The sequence below is a fragment of the Micromonospora sp. NPDC050495 genome, from assembly GCF_040655175.1.
Taxonomy (GTDB): Bacteria; Actinomycetota; Actinomycetes; order Mycobacteriales; family Micromonosporaceae; genus Micromonospora.
In genome coordinates this window covers 34170-57118 of the sequence record NZ_JBFAJK010000001.1, presented here as the reverse complement: position 1 = coordinate 57118, position 22949 = coordinate 34170, and the positions used below count along the sequence as shown (strand labels likewise).

The window sequence follows — 22949 nt, the reverse complement described above, 5'->3', positions numbered from 1 at the left end:
CGATATCCGACAGGCGGACGGCACGGCCGGACCCGTCCCGGGCCTGGCCGGCCTCCTCAGATGCCCAGGTCGCGGGCGATGATCATGCGCTGCACCTCGCTGGTGCCCTCGCCGATCTCCAGGATCTTCGAGTCCCGCCAGAAGCGGGCCACCGGGTACTCGTTCATGAAGCCGTAGCCGCCGTGGATCTGGGTGGCCTCGCGGGCGTTGTCCACCGCGATGGTGCTGGCGTGCAGCTTGGCGATCGCCGCCTGCCGCTTGAACGGCTCGCCGGCCAGCATCCGGGCGGCCGCGTCGTAGTACGCCAGCCGGGCGGTGTGCGCCTTCAGCTCCATGTCGGCGATCTTGAACTGGATCGCCTGGTAGTTGCCGATCGGCTGGCCGAACGCCTCGCGCTCCTTGGCGTACTTGATCGACTCGTCGACGCAGCCCTGGGCGAGGCCCACGGCGAGCGCGGCGATGGCGATCCGCCCCTCGTCGAGGATGCGCAGGAACTGGGCGAAGCCCCGGCCGCGCTGGCCGAGCAGGTTCCGCGCCGGCACCCGGCAGTCGTCGAAGGTCAGCTCGTGGGTGTCCGAGGCGGTCCAGCCGACCTTGGAGTAGCCGGGCGCCACCGTGAAGCCCGGCGTGCCGGACGGGACGATGATGGTGGACAGCTCCTTGCTGCCGTCCGGCTTCGTCCCGGTGACGGCGGTGACGGTGACCAGCGCCGTGATGTCGGTGCCGGAGTTGGTGATGAATGCCTTCGAACCGTTGATCACCCACTCGTCCGTCGCCTCGTCCAGCACCGCCCGGGTCTGGGTGCCACCGGCGTCCGAGCCGGTGCCCGGCTCGGTCAGCCCGAAGCTCGCGAGCGCCTCGCCGCTGAGCAGCTTCGGCAGCCACTGGGCCTGCTGCTCGTCCGTGCCGAACCGGTAGATCGGCATCGCGCCGAGGGAGACCGCCGCCTCCAGGGTGATCGCCACGCTGGAGTCGACCCGGGCCAGCTCCTCCAGGGCCAGGCAGAGCGCGAAGTAGTCGCCGCCCATGCCGCCGTGCTGCTCCGGGAAGGGGAGCCCGAACAGGCCCATCTTTCCCATCTGGCGGATGATCTCGTACGGGAAGGTGTGCTGCTCGTAGTGCTCGGCGATGGCCGGTGCGACCACCTCGCGGGCGAATTCCCGCACGGTCTCCCGCAGCGCCTCTTGTTCCTCGCTGAGCCGGAAGTCCATCTGATCCTCCTGGGTGACTGGTCCGCCCGGCGCTCGTGACGCCCGGCCGGATCGTGCTGCGGGGTCGGTCAGACCGGGGTGACGCCGTGCCGGCGCCGGGAGAAGTGCCGCTCCTTGCCGCGGGCCGCGGCGAACCGGCGGACCAGTTCTGCGCGCAGCTCGTGCGGCTCGACGATCGCGTCGACCACCAGCTCGCTGGCGAGCCGGACGATGTCGATGTCCCGCTCGTACTCCTCGCGCTTCGCGGCCACGAACGCGGCCCGCTCGGCCTCGTCCTCGATCGCGGCGATCTTGTTGGCGTAGACGGCGTTGACGGCCGCCTCCGCGCCCATCACCGCGATCTTCGCGGTGGGCAGCGCGATCGTGGCGTCCGGCTCGAAGCCGGGGCCGGCCATCGCGTAGAGGCCGGCGCCGTACGCCTTGCGGACCACCACACAGATCTTGGGTACGGTCGCCTCGGAGATCGCCGTGATCATCTTGGCGCCGTGCCGGATGATGCCCTGCTTCTCCACCGCGCTGCCGACCATGAAGCCGGGCACGTCGGACAGGAAGAGCAGCGGCACGTTGAACGCGTCGCAGAGCTGGACGAACCGGGTCGCCTTGTCGGCCGAGTCGACGAAGAGCACCCCGCCCTTGAACATCGAGTTGTTGCCGACCACGCCGACGACCTCGCCGCCCAGGCGGCCGAAGCCGATGGTCAGCTCCTTGGCCCAGAGCGCCTGGATCTCGAAGAAGCTGCCCTCGTCGAGCAGACCCTTGACATACCGGCGCATGTCGAAGGCCTGCCGCTCGCTGGCCGGGACCAGCGCGGCCAGGTCGGCCTTCTCCGGCGCGGCCACGGCCTCGGCGGCCGGCGGCTCCTGTTGCCAGTTCGACGGCAGGTAGGACAGGTAGGTCCGCACCACGTCGAGCGCGTCGTGCTCGGTCTTGCAGAGGAAGTGCCCGACGCCGGACTCGGCGCAGTGCACCTTCGCGCCGCCCATCGCCTCCAGCGTGGTCTTCTCGCCGGTGACCATCTCGACCATCCGGTCCGAGCCGAGGTACATGCTGGCGTTGCCGTCCACCATGGCCACCACGTCGCAGAACGCCGGGATGTACGCCCCGCCCGCCGCGCTCGGCCCGAACAGGGCGCAGACCTGCGGGATCGAGCCGGAGGCGCGGACCTGGTTCCAGAAGATCTTCCCGGCGCCGCGCCGCCCGGGGAACAGGTCGACCTGGTCGGTGATCCGGGCGCCGGCCGAGTCGACCAGGTAGACCATCGGCACGCCGGTGGAGTAGGCCCGCTCGATGATCCGGATGATCTTCTCGACGGTCCGCGCGCCCCAGCTGCCGGCCTTGACCGTGGAGTCGTTGGCCATCAGGCAGACCGGGCGGCCGTCGATGGTCGCCGTGCCGGTGACCACGCCGTCGGCGGGCAGCCCGTCGGCCAGCGCGTTGGCGTAGAGGCCGTCCTCGACGAAGGAGCCCTCGTCGACCAGGTACGCCACCCGCTCGCGGGCGAACAGCTTGCCCTTCGCGGCGTTGGCCGCGTGGTACTTGTCCGCGCCGCCGGCCTTGGCGCGCTTGCGCAGCTGCTCCAGAGCCTCACCGTCAAGCGTCACGCCGTCTCCCTCGCCACCGGCCGCCTCGTGAGCGCACCAACCGACCTGAACGATCGTTAGGCTAACGCATCGGCGCCTCCTCCGGCGACCCGGCGCGGCGAGCGAAGCGGAAGCCGCCCGGCACGGCGAGCGAAGCGGAAGCCGCCCGGCACGGCGAGCGAAGCGGAAGCCGCCCGGCACGGCGAGCGGAGCGGAAGCCGCCCGGCACGGCGAGCGGAGCGGAAGCCGCCCGGCACGGCGAGCGGAGCGGAAGCCGCCCGGCACGGCGACGACGGCGCGGGCGGGAGGCGGTCGGCCCGGGAGGGTCAGCCGGTGAGGACGTCGGCGAGGGCCAGCACGGCAGCCCGCAGCCGCTCGTCGCCCAACTCCTCGCGCACCCCGCAGACGTGCTCGGCGGCGAGGGCGGCGAGCAGGGTGTGGGCGTCGGCCGCCGGGTCCGCCCGTCCGGCCAGCAGCAGCGCAACGTGCCGGTGCCAGAACCGGTAGGCGCCGATCCGGTACCGGGCGCCCGGCGCGGCGGTCTCCGACAGCCGCACCAGGTCGAGGTGGGCGAACAGATAGTCGAGGTAGGCGGAGACGAAAGCCCGGAGCCGGTCACGCACGGGCGGCGGCGCACCGGCCGGGCCGGGCCCGAGCGGGGGCGGGCCGAAGAGGACCGCTTCCTGGAGTCCCCGCTCCTGCTCGTCGAGGAGCGCCACGGCGAGACCGGCCTTGTCCCCGAAGCGGCGGAACAGCGTCCCCTTCCCGACCCCGGCCGCGGCGGCCACGGCGTCCATCGACACCGCCTCCACTCCCCGCTCGCGGAACAGGACCGCCGCCGCGTCCAGCACGGCCGCCCGATTGCGCGCCGCGTCGGCCCGCTCCCTGGGGGGTTGGCTCCGCAACTTCAGTAGTTCCGGCGTCGGGGTGGCAAAAGCGGACTGCGGTCCGCTATCGTGCTGAGGCATAACCGGACTGTAGTCCACTTCTCTGGGAGGACGCCATGACCGCTCTCATCACCCGGGACGAGTTGCGCGCCGCGATCGACGCCGGCACGGTGACCGTCATCGACACGCTCGGCGGCGAGTACTACGCCCGTCAGCACCTGCCCGGCGCGCTCCCGCTGGTCGAGGCCGAGGTGGCCGAGCGGGCCGGCGAGCTGCTGCCGGACCGGGACGCCGCCATCGTCACGTACTGCTCGAACCCGGCCTGCCCGAACAGCGGCCGGGTCGCCGACCAGCTCAGCGCCCTCGGCTACACCGACGTGCGCAAGTACGCCGCCGGCATCGAGGACTGGGTCGCCGCCGACCTGCCCACCGAGACCGGCGCCCTGACCCGCTGACCAGCATCGGCGTTGTCGACCAAGGGGTTTGCGTCTCGCCGAGCCCGGATCAGACGCAAACCCCTTGATCAACGCAACGCTAGGCAGGGAGGGGGGTCAGGCGGGTGCGGGGGCCGGCGCGGAGGACGCCGGAGGGGAGCTTCTTGCCGACCAGGTTCTCGGCCAGCTCGGCGGCCTCGATCAGGGCGTCCAGGTCGATGCCGGTGTCGATGCCCATGTCGTGCAGCATGTGCACCGCCTCCTCGGTGGCCAGGTTGCCGCTGGCGCCCGGGGCGTACGGGCAGCCGCCGAGGCCACCGACGCTGGCGTCGAACTCGGTGATGCCCAGCTCCATCGCGGTGAGCATGTTCGCCAGGGCGGTGCCCCGGGTGTTGTGGAAGTGCAGCAGCACCGGCAACTGGGCGTTCCGGTCCCGGACCGCGGTGACCAGTTCGCGGACGCGCCGGGGCGTACCCATGCCCGTGGTGTCGCCGAAGGCGACGCGGTCCGCGCCGTCGCGGGCGACCCGGTCGACGATGCCCGCCACCCGCCGCGGGTCGATGTCCCCCTCGTACGGGCAGCCGAAGCTGGTCGCCACGATCACCTCGGCCCGCGCTCCGGCACCGTGCAGCAGGTCGATCAGTTCGGCGATGTCGTCCAGCGACTCCTCCGTCGAGCGGTTGACGTTGCGCCGGTTGTGCGTGTCGCTGGCCGAGACCACCACCTCGATCTCGGTGAACCCGGCCGCCAGGGCCCGCTGCGCGCCCCGGGTGTTCGGGACCAGGGCCGAGTAGCGCACCCCGTCGACCTTCGTGGCCCGCTGCCACACCTCGTCGGCGTCGGCCATCTGCGGGATCGCCTTCGGGTGCACGAACGAGACCGCCTCGATCCGCCCGACGCCGGTACGGGACAGCGCGTCGAGCAGCCGCACCTTCGCGTCGGTCGGGACCGGGTCCTCGTTCTGCAACCCGTCACGCGGGCCGACCTCGCGGATCGACACGAACTCCGGTAGCTGGCTCATCGGGTCACCTCACTGTGACGTCGGTCCGGCATGCTCCGCCCTGTGCTCTACAGGTAAGCAGAGCAGCGGCGGTGGATGCCAATCTCCTCGTCGGCGGTACGGGCGACATTCGGCACAACAATCCCGTCCACCCGTGCAACCGATCGGGCTTCGCGTGTGCACCTATCCGTGAAGGGAGCGGGATGCGAAGCGACGACGACGAGGGCCGGCGCCAGTTCAGCGATTACTTCGCTGCCCGGCGCGAGGTGGTCCGGCGTACCGCCTACCTGATGTGCGGGGACTGGCACTGGGCGGACGACCTCGCCCAGGCCGCCTTCATCCGGGTCGCCGCGAGCTGGCACCGGATCCGCGACCCGGCGGCCCTCGACGCGTTCGTCCGGACCTGCCTGGTGCGGACCTACCTGTCCGAGACCCGGCGGGTGTGGCGACGCCGCGAGCGCAGCGTCGCGGAGACGCCGGACCTGGCCGGCCCCGACGACGACGCGGAGGCGGCCACCCGCCGGATGGTCTTCGCCCAGGCGCTGCGCCACGTGCCACCCCGCCAACGGGTGACCCTGATCTGTCGGTTCTACCAGGGCCTGGACGTGGCCGAGACAGCCGCGGCGCTGGGCTGCTCGGAGGGCACGGTCAAGAGCCAGACGGCACGCGGTCTCGCCGCGCTGCGCCAGATCCTGGGCGACGCCGTGCCCGCCCTCGCCGGCGCTACGGAGGGAACGCCATGACCGGACTGCGTGAGTTGTTCGAGGAGGCGGCCGGCTCGGCACCGCCGAGCCGGCTGCTGGCGGACGAGGTGTACACCGCGGGTCGCCGCCGGTGGCGCCGCCGGCGACTGGCGGTGGCCGCTCTCCCGGCGGCCGCGGCGACCGTCGTACTGGCCGCGTCGCTGCTGGCCACGCCCCGGCCCGCCGGCGACGAACCGCCGGTGGCGGGCGGGGCCGGCGCGCCGGCGAGCGCCGGCGAGCGCCCCGGGCAGCGGTTGCAGTGGGTCGACACCGCCGACGCGCGGCACCTCTACCTGCTGTCGACCTGCACCACGCCGGGCACCTGCGACAAGTCCCTCGCCCACCTGAGCGGGTCCGATGACGGCGGCCGCAGCTGGACCGACCGGGGCACGCCGACCGGGCTCGGCCCGATGGCGGTGCTCGGCCCCGACGTCCTGGTCACGGCCGCACAGCCCGATCAGCCGGGAGCGACCGGCACCAGCCTGATGATCAGCACGGACGGCGGTCGGCACTGGCGCAGGGCGCAGGAGTCGCCCCCGGTGGGCGCGGTGCCGGACGGTGGTACGGCCATCTGCTGGCCGGAGACGGCCGGAGCGTCCTGCACGGTGCAGGTGGTGGAACCGGCGTCGTACCGGGTCGCACCCCTGTCCCAGCAACCAGCCCTGCTGTTGCAGCCGGACGGTCTGCGGATCGACGGGCGGGCCGACCGGCTCTGGATACCGGGACGCGAGCCGGCGACCGGCCGACCCGCGGTCGCGGTGAGCACGGATGCCGGCCGCACCTGGGCCAGCCACGTCTTCCGGGACGCGCCGGCCTGCCCGGACGCCGGCTGCCAGCCGCTGTCGCTCGCCCTGGACGGCGGCGGAAAGCGGGTGTATGCCGTGGCCGCCGGCGAGCGTGCCCTGGCGGTCTATCGCCTCACCGGCGGTACCACCGGCGACGGCTGGCAGCGGCTCACCAACACCGATGAGATCCCGCCCGGGACGAACGGGTACGGGTCGTTCGTCGCCGACGACGGCAGCCACGTGCTCTTCCAGCCGGACGACCGGCACACCTTCGGCTATCGCTACTGGGCGGCTCGCGGCGACGGCGCGTACCGGACGGTCGAGCTGGCCGGCCTGCCGGCCACGGCCGGCCCGATCCGGCGTACTCCGGACGGCCGGTTCTACGCGATCGACGGCCCCGCCAACGTGTTGTACGGGTCCACCGACGGCTGGCACTGGTCGCCGATCACCGGGCGCTGACGACCTTCCACCCCGAACGTCGACGCGCCGCCATGACGCGCGTCCTCCTCGCACCCGATATGAGAGGGAAACAAATGATCTATCACGATCGGCTCCGCCGGCACCGGCCGTTCGCCGGCGGTCTCGGCACCGCCGCGCTGATCCTGGCACTCGCCGGGTGCGGCGGAGACGGCGAGGCGCCGCAGGTGGCCACCGCCGGCGCCCCCGGCGCCCGGCCCGCGCAGTCGGCCAGCCCGGGCGGCGGGGCCGTCGCCCGGTACGTCGAGGCGCAACGCCAGTGGGTCGGATGTCTGCGGGAACAGGGCTTCGACCTGCCGGACCCGGACGCCAAGGGCTTCGTCGACCTGCGTGCCGGAGCGCCGAAGAAGGCCGACCCGAAATGGACCGCCGCCCAGCTGACGTGCGCGAAGTACGCCATGGAGGTTCCGGCGGACCTGGAGGAGAAGGTGGCCTGGACGGCCGAGGAGATCCGGCACCGCCGCGCCTACGCCGGGTGCATGCGGGACAACGGCGTGCCGGACTTCCCCGACCCGGGCCCCGACGGCAACTGGCCGCGGGAGACCGGCAGCGGACCGATCAGTGACCAGCAGGCGGCGGCCAACTTCCGGGCCGGCCAGATCTGCAATCCGGTCCTCGACGGCAAACCCTCGACCACCCCCGATCCGAACGCCACCGCCAAGGGATGAGCGGACCGATGGACTCGACCGAACCGTCCCGCGGCGGCCCGGCACGGCGGCGACTGCGGGTCGTGGCGGGGGCCGGGCTGGTGCTCGCGACCCTGGCGGTAACCGGTGCCGCGACCCTCGGCCTCGGCGGGCGCGGCGCGGACCAGCCGGTCCCGCGCCGCACCGGACCGGCCGCGACCGCCACGGTGACCCGGCAGACGCTGGTCAAGACCGTGACGCTGGCCGGCGAGCTGGGGTACGGGCCAGCCGCACCGCTCACCTCGGCCGCCGCCGGCACGGTGACCTGGTTGCCCGAGGTCGGCACCACCGTCCGGCGTGGCGAGGCCCTGCTGCGCGCCGACGAGCTGCCGGTGGTGCTGCTCTACGGCTTCCTGCCCATGTACCGGCCGCTGAGCACGGGCGTGCGGGGCTCGGACGTGCGGCAGTTCGAACGGAACCTGGCCGCCCTCGGCTATCGCGGCTTCACGGTGGACGAGGAGTTCTCCGCCAGCACCGCCGGCGCCGTGAAGCGCTGGCAGAAGGATCTTGAGCTTCCGGAGACCGGCACGGTCGAGCGGAGCCGGGTGCTCTACACCCCGGGTCCCGTCCGCATCGCGCAGCGGCTCACCCGGGTGGGCGCGAGCGCGACCGGCGACGTGCTGTCGTACACCGGCAACACCCGGATGGTGACGGTGTCCGCGCAGGCCGCGGAGGCCGGGTGGGCGACGAAGGGCACCCGGGTCACGGTGACCCTGCCCACCGGCACCGCGGTGGCCGGGCAGGTCAGCGCGGTCGGACCGCCCGCACCGGCCGCGCCGGGGGGCCGGGCGGCACCCGACCCGGAGCATCCCGGCACCGGCGGGGCGGCCGTCCAGGTCACCATCGCCGTCACCGACCAGAAGGCGCTGGGTGGGCTGGCCGGTGCCGGGGTCGACGTCCGGTACGTGGCGCAGGAGCGCAGGAAGGTGCTCACCGTTCCCGTCACCTCGCTGCTGGCCCTCGCCGAGGGCGGCTACGGCGTGGAGGTGACCGACCCGGGCGGCACCCGGATCGTGGCGGTGCAGGTGGGGCTCTTCGCCGACGGGCGGGTCGAGGTGCAGGGCACCGGCCTGACCGAGGGACTGTCGGTGGGAGTGCCCGGATGAGCGGACCGGTCGTCGAACTGTCCGGTGTGTCGCGCAGCTACCCGGGCGGGGTGACCGCCCTGCGTACCGTCGACCTGCGCATCGACCACGGCGAACTCGTCGCCGTCGTCGGCCCCTCCGGGTCCGGCAAGTCCACGATGCTGCACCTGATCGGCACGCTCGACCGCCCGTCGTCGGGCACGGTCCGGATCGACGGGCACGACGTCTCGTCGCTCACCGACCGGGAGCTGTCCGCCCTGCGCAGCCGCCGGATCGGCTTCGTGTTCCAGCAGTTCCACCTGGCCGCCGGCGTACCGGTGCTGGACAACGTGGCCGACGGGCTGCTCTACGCCGGCGTACCCCGCCGGCAGCGGCGGCGGCGCGCCGAGTCCGCGCTGGTCCGGGTCGGTCTCGGCCACCGGCTCGGGCACCGGCCGCACGAGCTGTCCGGAGGCGAACGGCAGCGGGTCGCGATCGCCCGGGCGGTCGTCGGCGAACCCGCGCTCCTGCTCGCCGACGAGCCCACCGGCAACCTCGACTCCGCCTCCGGGGCGTCGGTGCTGGCGCTGCTGCGCGACCTGCACGCCCTCGGCACCACTGTCCTGGTCATCACCCACGATCGGCAGCTCGCGGCCGACCTGCCCCGGCAGGTCATGCTGCGCGACGGCCGGGTGGTGCACGATTCCGGCCCGCTGCCGGCGGTGCGGTCGTGACGGGGAGGCTCAGACCCGGCCGGTTGAGCCCCACGGACGTGGCCCGGCTCGGCGCGACCGGCCTGCGGACCCATCCGCTGCGGGTGTTCCTCTCCGCGTTGGGCATCGCCATCGGCATCGCGGCGATGCTGTCGGTGGTGGGCATCTCCACCTCCAGTCGCGCCGAACTGGACCGGACGCTGGACCGGCTCGGCACCAACCTGCTCACCGCGGCTCCCGGCGAGACCCGGACCGGGCAGCAGGCCGTCCTGCCCGCGGAGTCGGTGGCGATGGTCGCCCGGATCCGGCCGGCGGAGTCGGTCAGCGCGATCGCCGCGATCGACCGGTCCGTCTACCGCAACGATCACGTGCCGGCCGGCCAGACGGGCAGCATCGCGGTGTTCGCCGCCCGGTCGGACCTGCTCGACACCGTCGGCGGGACGGTACACGCCGGTTCCTGGTTCACGGCCGCGACCGCGGCCTTCCCCACGGTCGTGCTGGGCACCACCGCAGCCCGCCGGCTGGACGTGCCGGGGGTGGGATACCGGGTGTGGCTCGGCGGTGAGTGGTTCGTCGTGGTCGGCATCCTGGCGCCCGTACCGCTGGCCGAGGAGTTGGACTCGGCGGCGTTGGTGGGCTGGCCGGCGGCCCAGCGGTACCTGGACTTCGACGGCCGTCCGACCCGGATCTACGTCCGGGCGGTGCAGAGCCAGGTCGCGGCGGTGCGCTCGGTGCTGGGTCGCACCGCCAACCCACCGGCACCGAACGAGGTGGCGGTGTCCCGCCCCTCCGACGCGCTGGCCGCCCGGCAGGCCACCAGCACCGCACTCAACGGGTTGCTGCTGGGGCTGGGCGCCGTCGCGCTCCTGGTCGGTGGGGTCGGCGTCGCCAACACCATGGTGATCTCGGTGTTGCAGCGTCGCGCCGAGGTCGGGCTGCGTCGGGCGCTCGGCGCGACCCGGCGGCAGATCCGGATCCAGTTCCTCGCCGAGTCGTTGCTGCTCTCCGCGCTCGGCGGGACCGGTGGCACGCTGCTCGGCATCGGCATCACCGCGCTGTACGCGTACAGCCAGGGCTGGCCCACGGTGGTGCCCGCCTGGGGGATGGCCGGCGGCGTGGCGGCGACCCTGCTGATCGGCGCGGTCGCCGGGCTCTACCCGGCGATCCGGGCGAGCCGGCTGGCGCCGACCACCGCGCTCGCCGGGCTGTGACCGACGGTCAGGTCCCAGCCCGGCGGGCAACCGGGCTGGGACCACCCGGCGGTTTCGGGGGCGGCGTCCCGGTCAGCGCATCCGACCGACGATGCCGGTGTCGTAGTCGCCGGAGAGGAACTCCGGGTTCTCCAGCAGTTCGGCGAAGAAGGGGAGGTTGTTCTTCGGGCCGGCGATCTCGAACTGCGCCACCGCGCCCCTGGCCCGCTCCACCGCCTCCTCGCGGGTGGCCCCGCTCACGATCAGCTTGGCCATCAGGCTGTCGTAGAACGGGGTGACGGTGTTGCCCGCGACGTAGCCGGAGTCGACCCGGACGCCCGTACCGGACGGCTCGTGCCAGGTGGTGATCGCGCCCGGACCGGGCAGGAACCGCTTCGGGTCCTCCGCGTTGATCCGCAGCTCGATGGCGTGCCCGTGCGGGGCGAGCGCGTCCGGGTCGAAGCTGGGCGCCAGGCCGGCGGCCACCCGGAACTGCTCCTCGACCAGGTCGACGCCGTAGACGTACTCGGTGACCGGGTGCTCGACCTGGAGCCGGGTGTTCATCTCCAGGAAGAAGAACTCCTCGGCGCCGGGACCATCACCGGGGGTGGGGTCGAGCAGGCACTCCACCGTGCCGGCGTTGCGGTAGCCGACCGCCTCGCCGGCCCGGACCGCCGCGGCGAGGAAACGCTCGCGCAGCTCCGGGGAGACCGCCGGGGACGGGGACTCCTCGACCAGCTTCTGGTTGCGGCGCTGCACCGAGCACTCGCGCTCGCCGAGGGCCACCACCCGGCCGTCGGCCAGGCCGAGGATCTGCACCTCGACGTGGCGTACTCGGGGGAAGTAGCGCTCGATCAGCACCGAGCCGTCGCCGAACATCCGCTCGGCGAACGAGCGGACCTTGTCGTACTCGGTGCGCAGCCCGGCCTCGTCGGTCGCCACGCCCATGCCCATGCCGCCACCGCCGGCGGCGGCCTTGACCATCACCGGGTAGCCGATCTCCGCGGCGGCGGCGACCGCCGCGGCCAGGTCCGCCGCCGGCTCGGTGCTGCCGGGCGCGACCGGCACCCCGGCCGCGGCCATCAGGTTCCGCGCGTTGATCTTGTCGCCCATCGCGCTGATCGCGTCCGCGCCGGGCCCGACCCAGATCAACCCACTGGCCTCGACGGTACGGGCGAACTCCGCGTTCTCCGACAGGAAGCCGTAGCCGGGGTGGATCGCCTGGGCACCCGTCGACGTCGCGGCGGCGAGGATCGCCTCGACGTTGCGGTAGCTGAGCGCCGGGTTGGCCGGGCCGACGCAGACCGCCTGGTCGGCCTCGGTCACGAAGGGCAGGCCGGCGTCGGCCTCCGAATGCACCGCGATCGCCCGGATCCCGAGCCTCTTCGCGGTACGGATGATCCGGCGCGCGATCTCGCCCCGGTTGGCCACCAACAGCGACTCGAACAAGGAAGGGTCCCCTCTCACGCTTCTTGCATAGCAGGGGCCTCTTCTTAGCACGCGGACGGCGCGCGTGCTTAACGGGCGTTAAGGCGTCTCGGTCAGGCGGGGTCGGTCGGCGCGAGCAGCGCGGCCAGGGCCGCCCCCCGCAGCAGCTCGGCCCGGCGTCGGCGATCCACCTCGCCACCGAGGAACGGGGTGGAGTTCATCAGGCCGAACGCCGCGTGCGCGAGCACCCGCGCCTCGCCGTCCGGCAGCCCCGGGTGCAGCGCGGTCAGCACGGTCACCCACTCCTCGACGTACATCCGCTGGAGCCGGCGGATCCGGCGGCGCGGCTCGTCCGGGAGGCGGTCCAGCTCGTGCAGGTGCAGGGCGATCACGGCGGGATTGGCCAGCGCGAAGTCGACATGGAAGTCGATCAGCGACTCCAGCGTGCCGCGCGGGTCGTCCGGTTGATTCGCGGCCCGTTCCTTGCCGCCGGCGAGCAGCCCTTCGCTGACCGGGATCAGCGCGGCGACCAGCATCGCCTCCTTGCCGGCAAAGTGGTGGTAGAGCGCCGGCCCGGTCACCCCGGCGGCCGCGCCGATGTCGTCCATCGACACGCCGTGGTAGCCGCGGGCCGCGAAGAGCCCGACCGCGATCTCCAGGATCTCGTCGCGCCGGGACCGGCGCCGGCTCGCACCTGTCGCGCCGTTCGCCGCGCCTCGCGCCTGCTGTTCCACCGCCACCGGGCCAGCCTAGACCTCACCCACGGCATGGTGGAGCCTTGGTTACCCGTCGGTCGCCTCACATCACCACCCGCCACGCCGACCCGGACGCACCTTCCGCCCCCCACCGCCGTTCACCGCCCCTGGCCCGTAGCCCGGTTTGCGGCATCCCGTGGCCACTTCGGGGCTTGCGAGCCCAGACCGCGGCATCCCGCCCAGCCCGCGACCCCGAACTGCGGCATCCCGTGGCCACCGCCCGACGCGAAGGGCCGAAGCGCGGCATCCCGTGGCCACCGCCCCGCACGAGAGCCCCAAATTGCGGCATCCCGTGGCCACCGACCAACGCGAAGGGCCGAAGTACGGCATCTCGTGGCCACCGCCCCGCACGAGAGCGCCCGGAGTGCCGCATCTCGTGGCCACCGCCCCCCGCACGAGAGCGCCCGAAGTGCCGCATCTCGTGGCCGGCGACCGACACGAGCGGCCAAGGTGCGGCATCTCGTGGCCACCGCCCCGCACGAGAGCGCCCAAATTGCAGCATCCCGTGGCCACCAACCGACACGAAGGGCCGGATCGCGGCATCCCGTGGCTTCCGCCCGACAGGAGGGGCCGAAGCGCGGCATCCCGTGGCCACCGACCGACACGATGGGCCGAAGCGCGGCATCCCCCACCGCTCAGCACGAGGGGCCGAATTGCGGCATCCCGTGGCCACCGACCGACAGGAGGGGCCGAATTGCGGCATCCCGTGGCCACCGCCGCGACCCGCTAGCCCGGATTGCGGGATGTGGTGGTCCGCGGCGGGGACGGGGATTGCGGCGGGCAGGGGGCGGAGTGGGGTGGAGGTGGGTTGGACCGGAGGGCGGGTGGGTTAGGGCTGGGTGGGTTAGGGCGGGTGGGTTAGGGCGGGTGGGTTAGGGCGGGTGGGTTGGGGGTGGGTGGGTTGGGGGCGGGTGGGTTGGGGGCGGGTGGGGGTGGTTGAGGCGCTGGTTAGTTTTCCTCGATGCCGTGTTCGGCGCGGATCTTCGCCGCGTCGGCGGGGCGGCCGAGGTCGTCCAGGGCCCGGGCCAGCAGCCACGCGGCCTGGGTGGCCGGGCGGGAGCCGGCGGGCAGCCCGCCCAGCACCTGGCGCAGCAGCCGCTCCGCGTCGGCGGGCCGCTCGTCCCGGAGCAGCAACTCACCGGTGAAGACCTCCACCTGCGCCGCCTCGCCGAACGCCTCGATCGAGCGGAGCCGGTCCGGCAAGCCGGCGACCCGATCGAGCGCGGCGGTCAACCGGTCCTCGGCGGCCAGCACCCGGGCCACCGCGTCAGCGGCCATCGCCCGCTCGTACGTCACCACGGGCGGCTCGTCGGACCCGGCGGCGCCGTGGCCGTCGCGGTCGGCCTGGCCACCACCGTCGGGCCGGGCGTCGAGCGCCGCCGCGGCCGCGTCGACGACCTCGATCGCGGCGGCTGCCGCCGGCAGGTCACCGGACCAGTGCAGGGCCAGGAGTTCCCGCCGCCGGGCCCGCAGTTCGTCCACGGGGTGCCCGGCCAGCCGGTACGCGGACGCCGCCGCCGCGAACCGCTGCGCGGCCACGGCGTCCCGGTCGGCGTCGTAGAGGATCCCGCCGGCCTCCTCCAGCACCTGGGCACGGTGCGGGAGGTTGTCCGGTCCGTCCAGGTTCTCCGCGAGCTGGGCGAGCAGGGCGAGCGCGGCGTCGATCTCGCCGAGCGCCTGGTAGATGCCGGCCAGCAGGTGCCGGCACCGGTCGGCCTCGGCCTGCGCGCCATCCCGGTCCAGCCCGAGCACCGCCTCCTCGGCCACCTCGGCGGCCTCGCCCAGCCGCCCGGCCGCGCGGTAGGCGTCCGCCAGCTCCCAGCGCAGCAGCGCGTCCCCCGGCAGTCCCTGCTCGACGCAGAGGGTGACCGCCTCGGCGAGGTCGTCGACCGCCTCGCCGGCGCGGTCGGCGGCGAGCAGTGCCCGGCCCCGGGTCACCCGGACCGGCAGCCGTACGCCGGGCGGGGCGGACGCCAGCGCCTCGTCGCAGGCCGTGACGGCCTCGGCCGGGTCGTCCACCGATCGGGCGTACGCCAGGCAGGCGGCGGCCAGCAGTTCGCCGTCGCCCAGCTTGCGGACGAGTTCCCGGGCCTGCGCCGCGGCGGCCCGGAACTCGTCGGCCCGGGCCAGCTGCTCCAGCACGTGGGTGCGGTGCAGCGCGACCCGGCCGGCCAGCCACGGGTCGACGTCGGCCTCGGTGGCGGCCCGGTCGAGCGCGTCGAGCGCCTCCGCCCACTGACCCCGGTGCACGTACGCCAGCGCCAACCGGTCCTGGGCGGCGGCGCGTTCCCGCTGGTCACCATGCACGGCGAGCTGCTCGGCCGACTCCCGCGTCAGGGCCAGCCCTTCGGCCGCGCCCTCGTCGGTGGTGCAGAGCAGGGCGCCCAGCCGGCCCGCCACCACCTGCGCCCGAACCGGGTCCGGGACCGCCCGCCAGGCGGCCAGGGCGGCCCGGTTCGCCTCGATGGCCGCGGTGATCTCGTCATCGCCGCCCTCGTTCAGCTCGCCGGCGCGCAGCTCCAGCCGCCAGGCCCGGGTGGCCGGGGGCAGGTCGGCGTCGGCGTACCGCTCGTCGTAGGCGCGCAGCGCGGCGACCAGCCCGTCGCGCCGGTGCCGCCGCCAGTAGTCGTCGGCCAGGGCCAGCAGTTCGTCCGGGCCGGCCTGCGCCGGCACGCTGACCGGGGTTGGCGTGGCCGGGGCCGACCCGCCGGTACGCGGCGCGGGGACCGGCCGGCGCAGGCTGGCCGAGAGCGGCACGTGCGGGCCGGCCGGCGCGGCGGCGAGCCGCCGGGCGATCAGCTCCGACTGGTGCCGGGTGCCGTTGCGGGCGTCGAAGCGCTCGGCCAGCGTGGTGGCGACGCCGGCCAGTTCCCCGGCGAGCGTGGCCACCGGTACGTCCGCGGCGGGCCGTTCCCCGGCGGCCCGGCGGTGCACGGTCAGCTCGCCGGGCACCTGGCGCAGCGCCGCCGCGGCGGCGGCCGCGAAGTGCATGCCGGCGGCCGGGGTGGGTGCCCGGTCCAGCCAGTCGAGGTGCCGTTCGACCAGCTCCAGGGCGCGCGTCTCGTTGCCGGTGACGGTGCAGAACTCGACGTGGTCGGCGATGTCCCACAGGTCGGAGAGGCGTCCGCGCAGCCGCCGGTACGCCTCCCGGTGGGCGTCCCGCGCGGCGTCGAGCCGGCCGGTCTCCCGGTAGGGCGTGAGCAGCGCGGTGAGGATCGCCTGCGGCTGTTCGGTGCAGCTCAGCCGGCCGGCGAGCACCGGCTCGGCCAGCGCCACCGCCTCCTCGTGCCGGCCCACCCGGGCCAGGTGCGCCACCTGGGTGGTGGGGTCGCAGCCGGCGCAGTCGGAGAGCGCGTCCCGGGGCGTGGTCAGCCAGCGCCGGTACCACTCGGCCGCCTCCTCCTCGGCGCCGAGGTGCGCGGCGACCAGGTAGCGGTGCTTGTGTACGGCCTGGAGGCTGTGCCCGGACTCCCGGTAGCGCCGCTCCATGTCGTCGAGCACCGCGTAGGTGCGGTCGAGTGGCAGTTCGGGGAACTTCAGCATGGCGGTGACCATGTACTTGAAGAACCAGAAGAGCTGGTGGGTGTAGCGCTCGTGGTAGGGCTGCGGGTCGCGGTCGTACTCGCCCAGGCACCAGGAGAAGGTGACGAAGGATTTGGCCGGCTCGCCGCCGTAGACGTACGCGGTGGTGCCGATGATCCGGGCGGCGAAGGCCAGATGCCGGTCGTCGCCGGCGTCGGCCCGGCGGAGCAGTTGCTCCAGCGCGGCGATCTGCCCCGGCCCGTACGGCATCTTGTCGATGTCGTAGAGCACCCGCCAGAGGTCGTCGTCGGTCACGGTCACTCCTGTCCCGGTACGGCCCGGCCGAGCAGGCCGAGGAAGGAACTGTTCAGCAGGGCGGCGTCGGCCGCGCGGATCGGGTGGTGGCCGAGCAGCAGGGCCTGCCCGTAGAGCGCCTCGACGGCGAGCCCGACCAGCTCCGGGTCGGTCAGCGTGGTGACCCGGCGGACCAGCGGATTGCGGTGGTTGAGCACCAGTTGGGGCCGGTCCGGCGGGGTGGTGGCGGCCAGCGCGTCGAGCACCCCGCCCCACAGCTCGTCGGCCTTGTCGCGGCTGGCGGCGAGCTGGTCGTGGAAGGCGGCCGAGCGGGAGACCAGGTAGAGCGCGGGCAGCGAGACCGGGTCGTACGCCCGGACCACCACCTCGCAGCCGAGCCGCTCCAGGGCCCGCTGCGCCCCGGCGAGGAACGGCCGCAGGGCCAGCTCGGTGGCCGGGTCGAGGGTGTCGAAGCGGGTGGTGAGGTCGCTCGGCTCCAGCCGTTCGATGAGCACCGACCGGTCCACCGTGGGCAGCCGCTCGATCAGCTCGGTGTCGTACGTGTAGCCACCGTTGACCACGGCCAGGTCCTGCGCCGCCGCCACGGCGGCGAGCTGGCGGAACTCGTCGAGGCTGGCGGCGTAGCGGAGCAGACCGTGCCGCTGGCGGAACTCGGCCAGCGTGAGGGTGCCGACGTTGGTCTCCATCGGCCACCACTGGTCGACCAGGCGGAGCATCTCGTCGTCGTGCAGGGCGAGCGCCTTGACGCCCAGGTGGTGCACCTGGAGGAACTCGGCGAGCCGGCGCGGGTCGTGCGTGGCCAGCCGGACCAGCCAGCCGCGGATCTGGTCGCCGAGGGCGTCCCGGGTGGCGATGAGCAGGCTGTCCTCGTAGAGCGCCTCGCGGCTGGCGGTGGGGCGCAGCTCGCTGGCGTCGACCACGCAGTGGGCGAAGAACGCCCAGTCGGGCAGGAGCGCGTCGGCGTGCTCGGTGAGCAGCATCCGCTTGAGGTAGACCCGGTGCCCGGCCCGGGCGGCCGGGTTCACCGCGGTGGGCAGGATGAACGCCACCCCGGTCAGCCCCGCCTCGGGCACCGCCAGCGGCACCACGTCGAACGGGACGAAACCGAGGACGTCCCGCGCGTACCGGAGCAGGGCGGGCCGGTCGACGGGCCGGCCGGGGGCGGCCGGCCAGGGCGGTGGGCCGGTGGTGGTGGGGGTGTCGCCGACCCGGACGTCGACCGGCAGCAGGCTGCCGTAGAGGCGGGCCAGCTCGGTCACCGTGGGCGTCCCGAACCACTGGTCGGCGTCGCGCCGGGGCACCAGGGTCACCGTGGTGCCGGGCTCGTCGCGGGCCTGGTCGGGACTGGCGACCTCGACCGCGTACCGCCCGTCGGACCAGCCGGTCCAGCGCACGGTGGGCTGGTCGGCGTGCCGGGTGAGCACCCGGATCTCGTCGGCCACCAGGAAGCAGGAGAGCAGCCCGATGCCGAACTGGCCGAGGAACTCGTGGCGGGAGAAGCCCAGCTCGTCGCGTTTGGAGCTGCGGCCGATGGTGGCCAGCAGCTCGTGCACCTGGGCCTCGGTGAGGCCGACGCCGGTGTCGTGCACCCGCAGCGTGCCGTCGCCGGTCAGCTCGGGTGGCTCGATCCGGACCCGGGCCGGGGCGTCCGGCTCGGTGGTGCGGCGCGCGGTGATTGCGTCGACGGCGTTCTGCAGCAGTTCCCGGACGTACACCCGGGGGCTGCCGTAGAGGTGGTGACTGAGCAGGTCGACCACACCCCGGAGGTCGACCTGGAAGGTCCGGTCCAATCGTGCTCCCGCTCGGGTTACCTGGGTGTGCCTCGGAGTCGTGCGGTGCCGGGGCTGCGCGAACCGGTGGGCGGAGTGCGGGCGTCAGCGGAGCCGTCGGCGGGGAGCTCTCACCGTACCGGCCACGGCCGACGGCGTCCGTCCCCGTCGAGGCCAGGTTGACCCTCGACCTGGTGCAGGCTCCAGGGTCGGTCGGCATGACCACCTCCGTGCTCGGCCGGAACTATCGGCTGCTCTGGTCCGCCGCCGTCGCCTCCCGGTTCGGCGACGCCCTGCGTACGCCGGCCCTGGCCCTGCTGGCCGTGGCGCTGACCCGCGATCCCCGGGCGATCGCCGCGGTGACGGTGGCCGGTCAGCTCCCGCCGCTGCTGTTCGGGCTGCTCGGTGGCGCGTACGCGGACCGCTGGGACCGCCGCCGGACGATGGCGGTGGTGGACGGTGCCCGGGCGGTGCTGGTGGCCGCCCTGGCGGTGCTGGTCGGCACCGGGCGGGCCGGGATCGCCGTGCTGGCGGCGGTCGCCTTCCTGCTGGCCACGCTCGGCACGCTCTTCGACGCCGCCTCGTTCGCGATGTTGCCGTCGCTGGTGCCGCCCGCCGCCCTGCCCACCGCCAACGGCCGCCTCCAGGCCGGTACGGCGGTGGCCGGCGGTTTCCTGGGCGCCCCCCTCGCCGGCCTGCTCTTCGCCCTGGCGGCGGCCCTCCCCTTCACGGTCGACGCCCTAACCTTCGCCCTGGCCGCCCTCCTCACCCTCGCCCTCACCCCCACCCCACCCCCACCCCCTCCCCCCACCCCGGTCCGTCGATCTTGCAGTTGTGGCGGTGACGAAAGCGGCGAAAAGGGGTGTACGGCCAACCACAACCCCAAGATCGACGCAGGCAGGGGCGGCGGCGCGCGGGGGCGGGGGTCGGTGTGGGGGGAGGCGTGGGAGGGGGTGCGGTGGGTGCGGGGGGACCGGGTGTTGTGGACGGTGACGGTGGCGACCGCGGGGTCGAATCTGGCGATCAGTGGGCTGATGGCGGTGCTGGTGCTCTACGCGCTCGAGGTGCTGCGGGTGCCGCCGGCCGGGTACGGGCTGTTTATGGCCGGCGTGGTGCTCGGCGGGCTGGTCGGTGCGCTGGTCGCCGGCCGGCTGGCGGCCCGGTTCGGCACCCGGCCGGCGCTGCGCGGGGTGCTGCTGGCGCAGACCGTGGCGCTGACCGGGTTCGCGGCGGCCCGGCACCCGCTGGCCGGGGGCGCCGCGCTGGCCTGCTTCGCCGCCGGCACCACGGTGTGGAACAGCCTCTGGGCCGCCTACGGGCAGCGGCACGTGCCGCCGGAACTGCTCGGCCGGGTGGGTGCGGCCCAGCGGGTGGTCGGCGTGGCCAGCGCGCCGGTGGGCGCGGCGCTCGCCGGGCTCGCCGGCCAGGCGTACGGGGTGGCCCCGGTGGGTTGGGCGGCGGCCGGCGTCTTCCTCCTGGTCACCGCCGGGACGTGGCGGACGCTGGGCGGGTCGGGGCGGCCGCCGGCCGGTCCGGCTCGAAACCGGCCAGCCGGACGGCGAGCCGCTGCCGGGCCGGCGGCAGCAGCGAGGTAGCCCGGAGCAGCAGGTTGCGCAGCGGGCGTGCGGCGGCCGGCACGGTGGCGAGCCGGGTGAGCCCGTCGGCGAAGCCGAGCACCTCCTCGGCGAGCGGCCGGCGGGCGGTGGCGTACCCGTCGAGCAGGGTCGCCGGCTGCCCGGCGAGCACCGCGGCGAGCGTGTCGCCGAGGGTCACCGCGTCGCGGAGGCCGAGGTTCATGCCCTGCCCGCCGGCCGGGCTGTGCACGTGGGCGGCGTCGCCGGCGAGCAGCACCGGCCCGGACCGGTACGCCCCGGCGATCCGGTGGTGCACCCGGAACCGGGAGGCCCAGAGCAGCTCGGTGATCCGGTCCGGCCGGCGGGCCGGGCCCCGCTCGTCGAGCAGCGCCTGGAACCGGGCGCGGTCCGGTTCGCGCGGCGCGTCGGGCACCGCGGCGACCAGCCGGACCACCCCGTCCGGCAGTGGCGCCCAGACCAGCGGCCCCTGCCGCGCCAGGAAGAGGGCGGTCTGGTCGCGGGGCAGCGCGCTCTCCACTCGGGCGTCGGCGAGCAGGAACGACTCGCCCGGGTCGGCGGCCCCGCCGAAATCGATGCCGGCCAGCTCGCGGACGCTGCTGTGCATGCCGTCCGCGCCGACCACCCAGCGGGCCCGGACCTGCGCACCGTCGGCGAAGCGGGCGGTGGCGCCGGCGCCGTCGAGGGCCAGCCCGGTCAGCGTGTACGGCCGGAGCACCCGGCCGCCGAGCGCGGCCAGCCGGTCCGCGAGCACCGCCTCGGTCTCGGCCTGGGACACCATCAGCGCGTACGGGTAGCGGGACGGCAGCCGGTCGAAGGGGATGTTGAGCAGCACCCGGTCGCGGTCCCGGACGGTGAACCGGGTGGCCGGCAGGCCGCGGCTGACGAGCGGGGCGGCGGCCCCGATCCGGTCGAGCACCTCCAGGGTGCCGGCGTGGACGACGGCGGCCCGGGAGGTGACCGGCGGGGCGGTGAGCCGGTCGACCACGGTGGCGCTCACCCCGCGCTCGGCCAGGGCCACGGCCACGGCCAGGCCGGTCGGGCCGGCTCCCACCACGAGGACGTCGGTGCGCTCGGGCAACATGGCCCACCTCCGATTTGCCAACGACTGTTTGCCAACACTCGTTGACAACGGTAGCCACGTGTCGACTTCGATGTCAACGCTTGTTGGCCTACAGTTGTGGGCATGACCGACACGGCTCCTCGCGCCCGCCGCTCCGACGCCACCCGGGCCGCCATCCTGCGCGCCGCCCGGGAACGCTTCGCCGCCGACGGCTACGACCGGGCCACCATCCGCGCCATCGCCGCCGACGCCCGGATCGACCCGTCCATGGTGATGCGCTACTACGGCAGCAAGGAGGGCCTCTTCGCGGCGGCCGCCGAGTTCGACCTGCGCCTGCCCGACCTGGGCGCGGTGCCGCCCGACCGGCTCGGCGAGACGCTCGCCCGGCACTTCCTCCGCCGCTGGGAGGGCGACGAGACGCTCGCCGCCCTGCTCCGCGCCGCCAGCACCAACCCGGGCGCGGCCGAACGCATGCGCGCGGTCTTCGCCGAGCAGCTCGCCGCCGAGGTGGCCCGGTTCGGCACCGACCCGACGACCACCGCCCGCCGGGCCGGGCTGGTGGCCAGCCAGATCCTCGGCCTCGCCTTCGCCCGCTACATCGTCGGTCTGCCGCCGGTGGTCGAGATGGCCGCCGACGAGCTGGTGGGCTGGGTCGCGCCGACCCTCCAGCGCTATCTCACCGGGCCCGTCCCGGCCTGACCGGCGGCCACCGCTCAGGGGCCAGGCCGGCCGGGTCCGCGGGCGGGCCCGAAACGCGGCAGGTCGCGGTGTCCCAGCTCAGGAACACCGCGACCTGCCGCGAACCGCGCCCAGCCGCCGCCGGATCAGCCGGTCAGGCCGCCCGGCTGCTCACCCTTGGCGACGGGAGCCCGGACCAGGTTGCCCCACTCGGTCCACGAACCGTCGTAGTTGCGCACCTGCGGGTAGCCCAGCAGGTGGTGCAGCACGAACCAGGTGTGGCTGGACCGCTCGCCGATCCGGCAGTAGGCCACCACGTCGTCCGACGGGCTCAGCCCGAGCTGGTCGGTGTAGATGGCCCGCAGCTCCTCGGCGGACTTGAAGGTGCCGTCGTCGTTCGCGGCCGCCTTCCACGGCTTGTTCACCGCGCCGGGGATGTGCCCGCCGCGCAGCGCGCCCTCCTGCGGGTACGCCGGCATGTGCAGCATCTCGCCGGTGTACTCACCCGGCGAGCGGACGTCCACCAGCGGCCGCCCGGCCGCCACGTGCGCCATCACCTGCTCGCGGTACGCCCGGATCGGCGCGTCGTCCCGCTCCGGCACCGGGTAGTCGGCGCGCGGCCGGTCCGGCTTCTCCTTGGTCAGCTCGCGCCCCTCGGCGATCCACTTCTGCCGGCCGCCGTCGAGCAGCCGCACGTCGGCGTGGCCGAAGAGGGTGAAGACCCAGAGGGCGTACGCGGCCCACCAGTTGAAGTTGTCGCCGTAGAAGACCACCGTGTCGTCGCGGCCGATGCCCTTCGCGGCGCAGAGTTCGGCAAAGCTCCGGGCGTCCAGGTAGTCCCGAGTGACCTGGTCGTTCAGCTCGGTGTGCCAGTCGACCTTGACGGCGCCCGGGAGGTGGCCGGTGTCGTAGAGGAGCACGTCCTCGTCGGACTCGACCACCACGAGGCCCTCGTCGCCCAGGTGCTCGGCCAGCCACTCCGTGGTGACCAGGCGCTGCGGATCGGCGTACGACTGGAAGCGGGGATTGGGATCGCTCGGGACAGGCATGATCCCCA

19 protein-coding genes are annotated in these 22949 nt (G+C 74.3%); 9 read left to right on the top strand and 10 right to left on the bottom strand.

The window, feature by feature from the left end:
- Nucleotides 1-56: 56 nt before the first annotated feature.
- From AB0I11_RS00270 to AB0I11_RS00260, 3 genes are all read right to left on the bottom strand, one after another.
- Nucleotides 57-1211 carry an acyl-CoA dehydrogenase family protein gene (locus tag AB0I11_RS00270; protein WP_357308227.1) on the bottom strand — a complete coding sequence of 385 codons (1155 nt, stop codon included), beginning with the start codon at nucleotides 1209-1211 and terminating at the stop codon, nucleotides 57-59.
- A 68-nt stretch (nucleotides 1212-1279) separates the two neighbouring features.
- Nucleotides 1280-2812: an acyl-CoA carboxylase subunit beta gene (locus AB0I11_RS00265; RefSeq protein WP_357308224.1), complete on the bottom strand. Its 1533-nt coding sequence runs from the start codon at nucleotides 2810-2812 to the stop codon at nucleotides 1280-1282.
- A 305-nt stretch (nucleotides 2813-3117) separates the two neighbouring features.
- Nucleotides 3118-3759 (bottom strand): TetR/AcrR family transcriptional regulator, encoded by a 642-nt coding sequence (locus tag AB0I11_RS00260; protein ID WP_357308221.1) that lies wholly within the window; start codon nucleotides 3757-3759, stop codon nucleotides 3118-3120.
- A 35-nt stretch (nucleotides 3760-3794) separates the two neighbouring features.
- Between AB0I11_RS00260 and AB0I11_RS00255 the strand changes: the two genes are divergently transcribed.
- Nucleotides 3795-4133: a rhodanese-like domain-containing protein gene (locus tag AB0I11_RS00255; RefSeq protein WP_357308218.1), complete on the top strand. Its 339-nt coding sequence runs from the start codon at nucleotides 3795-3797 to the stop codon at nucleotides 4131-4133.
- Between the two features lie 79 nt (nucleotides 4134-4212).
- Here the strand turns inward: AB0I11_RS00255 and AB0I11_RS00250 are convergent, their stop codons facing one another.
- The gene (locus tag AB0I11_RS00250; RefSeq protein WP_357308215.1) at nucleotides 4213-5133 is read right to left on the bottom strand and encodes a hydroxymethylglutaryl-CoA lyase; all 921 of its coding nucleotides are present in this window, start codon (nucleotides 5131-5133) and stop codon (nucleotides 4213-4215) included.
- A 182-nt stretch (nucleotides 5134-5315) separates the two neighbouring features.
- On the opposite strand from AB0I11_RS00250, the gene AB0I11_RS00245 reads away from it, so the two are divergent.
- From AB0I11_RS00245 to AB0I11_RS00220, 6 genes are all read left to right on the top strand, one after another.
- On the top strand, nucleotides 5316-5855 hold the full coding sequence (locus AB0I11_RS00245; RefSeq protein ID WP_357308212.1) for a SigE family RNA polymerase sigma factor: 540 nt from the start codon (nucleotides 5316-5318) through the stop codon (nucleotides 5853-5855).
- Nucleotides 5852-7099: a sialidase family protein gene (locus tag AB0I11_RS00240; RefSeq protein WP_357308209.1), complete on the top strand. Its 1248-nt coding sequence runs from the start codon at nucleotides 5852-5854 to the stop codon at nucleotides 7097-7099. The genes AB0I11_RS00245 and AB0I11_RS00240 overlap by 4 nt, the downstream gene beginning before the upstream one ends.
- A gap of 74 nt (nucleotides 7100-7173) precedes the next feature.
- Nucleotides 7174-7785, top strand: a complete 612-nt coding sequence (locus tag AB0I11_RS00235) for a hypothetical protein (RefSeq protein ID WP_357308206.1) — start codon at nucleotides 7174-7176, stop codon at nucleotides 7783-7785.
- A gap of 8 nt (nucleotides 7786-7793) precedes the next feature.
- Nucleotides 7794-8909, top strand: a complete 1116-nt coding sequence (locus tag AB0I11_RS00230; protein ID WP_357308203.1) for a peptidoglycan-binding domain-containing protein — start codon at nucleotides 7794-7796, stop codon at nucleotides 8907-8909.
- Nucleotides 8906-9601: an ABC transporter ATP-binding protein gene (locus AB0I11_RS00225; RefSeq protein ID WP_357308200.1), complete on the top strand. Its 696-nt coding sequence runs from the start codon at nucleotides 8906-8908 to the stop codon at nucleotides 9599-9601. The genes AB0I11_RS00230 and AB0I11_RS00225 overlap by 4 nt, the downstream gene beginning before the upstream one ends.
- Nucleotides 9602-9624: 23 nt before the next feature.
- The gene (locus AB0I11_RS00220) at nucleotides 9625-10791 is read left to right on the top strand and encodes an ABC transporter permease (protein WP_357308197.1); all 1167 of its coding nucleotides are present in this window, start codon (nucleotides 9625-9627) and stop codon (nucleotides 10789-10791) included.
- 72 nt (nucleotides 10792-10863) lie between these two features.
- Here the strand turns inward: AB0I11_RS00220 and AB0I11_RS00215 are convergent, their stop codons facing one another.
- The 4 genes from AB0I11_RS00215 to AB0I11_RS00200 all read right to left on the bottom strand — a co-directional run bounded on the left by AB0I11_RS00215 (nucleotide 10864) and on the right by AB0I11_RS00200 (nucleotide 18580).
- Nucleotides 10864-12219 (bottom strand): biotin carboxylase N-terminal domain-containing protein, encoded by a 1356-nt coding sequence (locus AB0I11_RS00215; protein WP_357308194.1) that lies wholly within the window; start codon nucleotides 12217-12219, stop codon nucleotides 10864-10866.
- A gap of 92 nt (nucleotides 12220-12311) precedes the next feature.
- Complete coding sequence (locus tag AB0I11_RS00210) at nucleotides 12312-12938, bottom strand: TetR/AcrR family transcriptional regulator (RefSeq protein ID WP_357308191.1); 627 nt, start codon at nucleotides 12936-12938, stop codon at nucleotides 12312-12314.
- A gap of 963 nt (nucleotides 12939-13901) precedes the next feature.
- Complete coding sequence (locus AB0I11_RS00205) at nucleotides 13902-16790, bottom strand: hypothetical protein (protein WP_357308188.1); 2889 nt, start codon at nucleotides 16788-16790, stop codon at nucleotides 13902-13904.
- 2 nt (nucleotides 16791-16792) lie between these two features.
- Nucleotides 16793-18580, bottom strand: coding sequence for an HSP90 family protein (locus tag AB0I11_RS00200; RefSeq protein ID WP_357308185.1), 1788 nt, complete (start codon nucleotides 18578-18580; stop codon nucleotides 16793-16795).
- A gap of 197 nt (nucleotides 18581-18777) precedes the next feature.
- Here AB0I11_RS00200 and AB0I11_RS00195 point away from each other — a divergent pair, with 197 nt between their 5' ends.
- Nucleotides 18778-20154 carry an MFS transporter gene (locus tag AB0I11_RS00195; RefSeq protein WP_357308181.1) on the top strand — a complete coding sequence of 459 codons (1377 nt, stop codon included), beginning with the start codon at nucleotides 18778-18780 and terminating at the stop codon, nucleotides 20152-20154.
- Here the strand turns inward: AB0I11_RS00195 and AB0I11_RS00190 are convergent.
- Complete coding sequence (locus AB0I11_RS00190; RefSeq protein WP_357308178.1) at nucleotides 20039-21235, bottom strand: FAD-dependent monooxygenase; 1197 nt, start codon at nucleotides 21233-21235, stop codon at nucleotides 20039-20041. The genes AB0I11_RS00195 and AB0I11_RS00190 overlap by 116 nt on opposite strands.
- A gap of 102 nt (nucleotides 21236-21337) precedes the next feature.
- Between AB0I11_RS00190 and AB0I11_RS00185 the strand changes: the two genes are divergently transcribed.
- Nucleotides 21338-21913: a TetR family transcriptional regulator gene (locus tag AB0I11_RS00185; protein WP_357308175.1), complete on the top strand. Its 576-nt coding sequence runs from the start codon at nucleotides 21338-21340 to the stop codon at nucleotides 21911-21913.
- Nucleotides 21914-22038: 125 nt separating this feature from the next.
- Here AB0I11_RS00185 and AB0I11_RS00180 read toward each other — a convergent pair whose 3' ends face one another.
- The gene (locus tag AB0I11_RS00180; RefSeq protein ID WP_357308172.1) at nucleotides 22039-22941 is read right to left on the bottom strand and encodes a sulfurtransferase; all 903 of its coding nucleotides are present in this window, start codon (nucleotides 22939-22941) and stop codon (nucleotides 22039-22041) included.
- Nucleotides 22942-22949 lie beyond the last annotated feature (8 nt).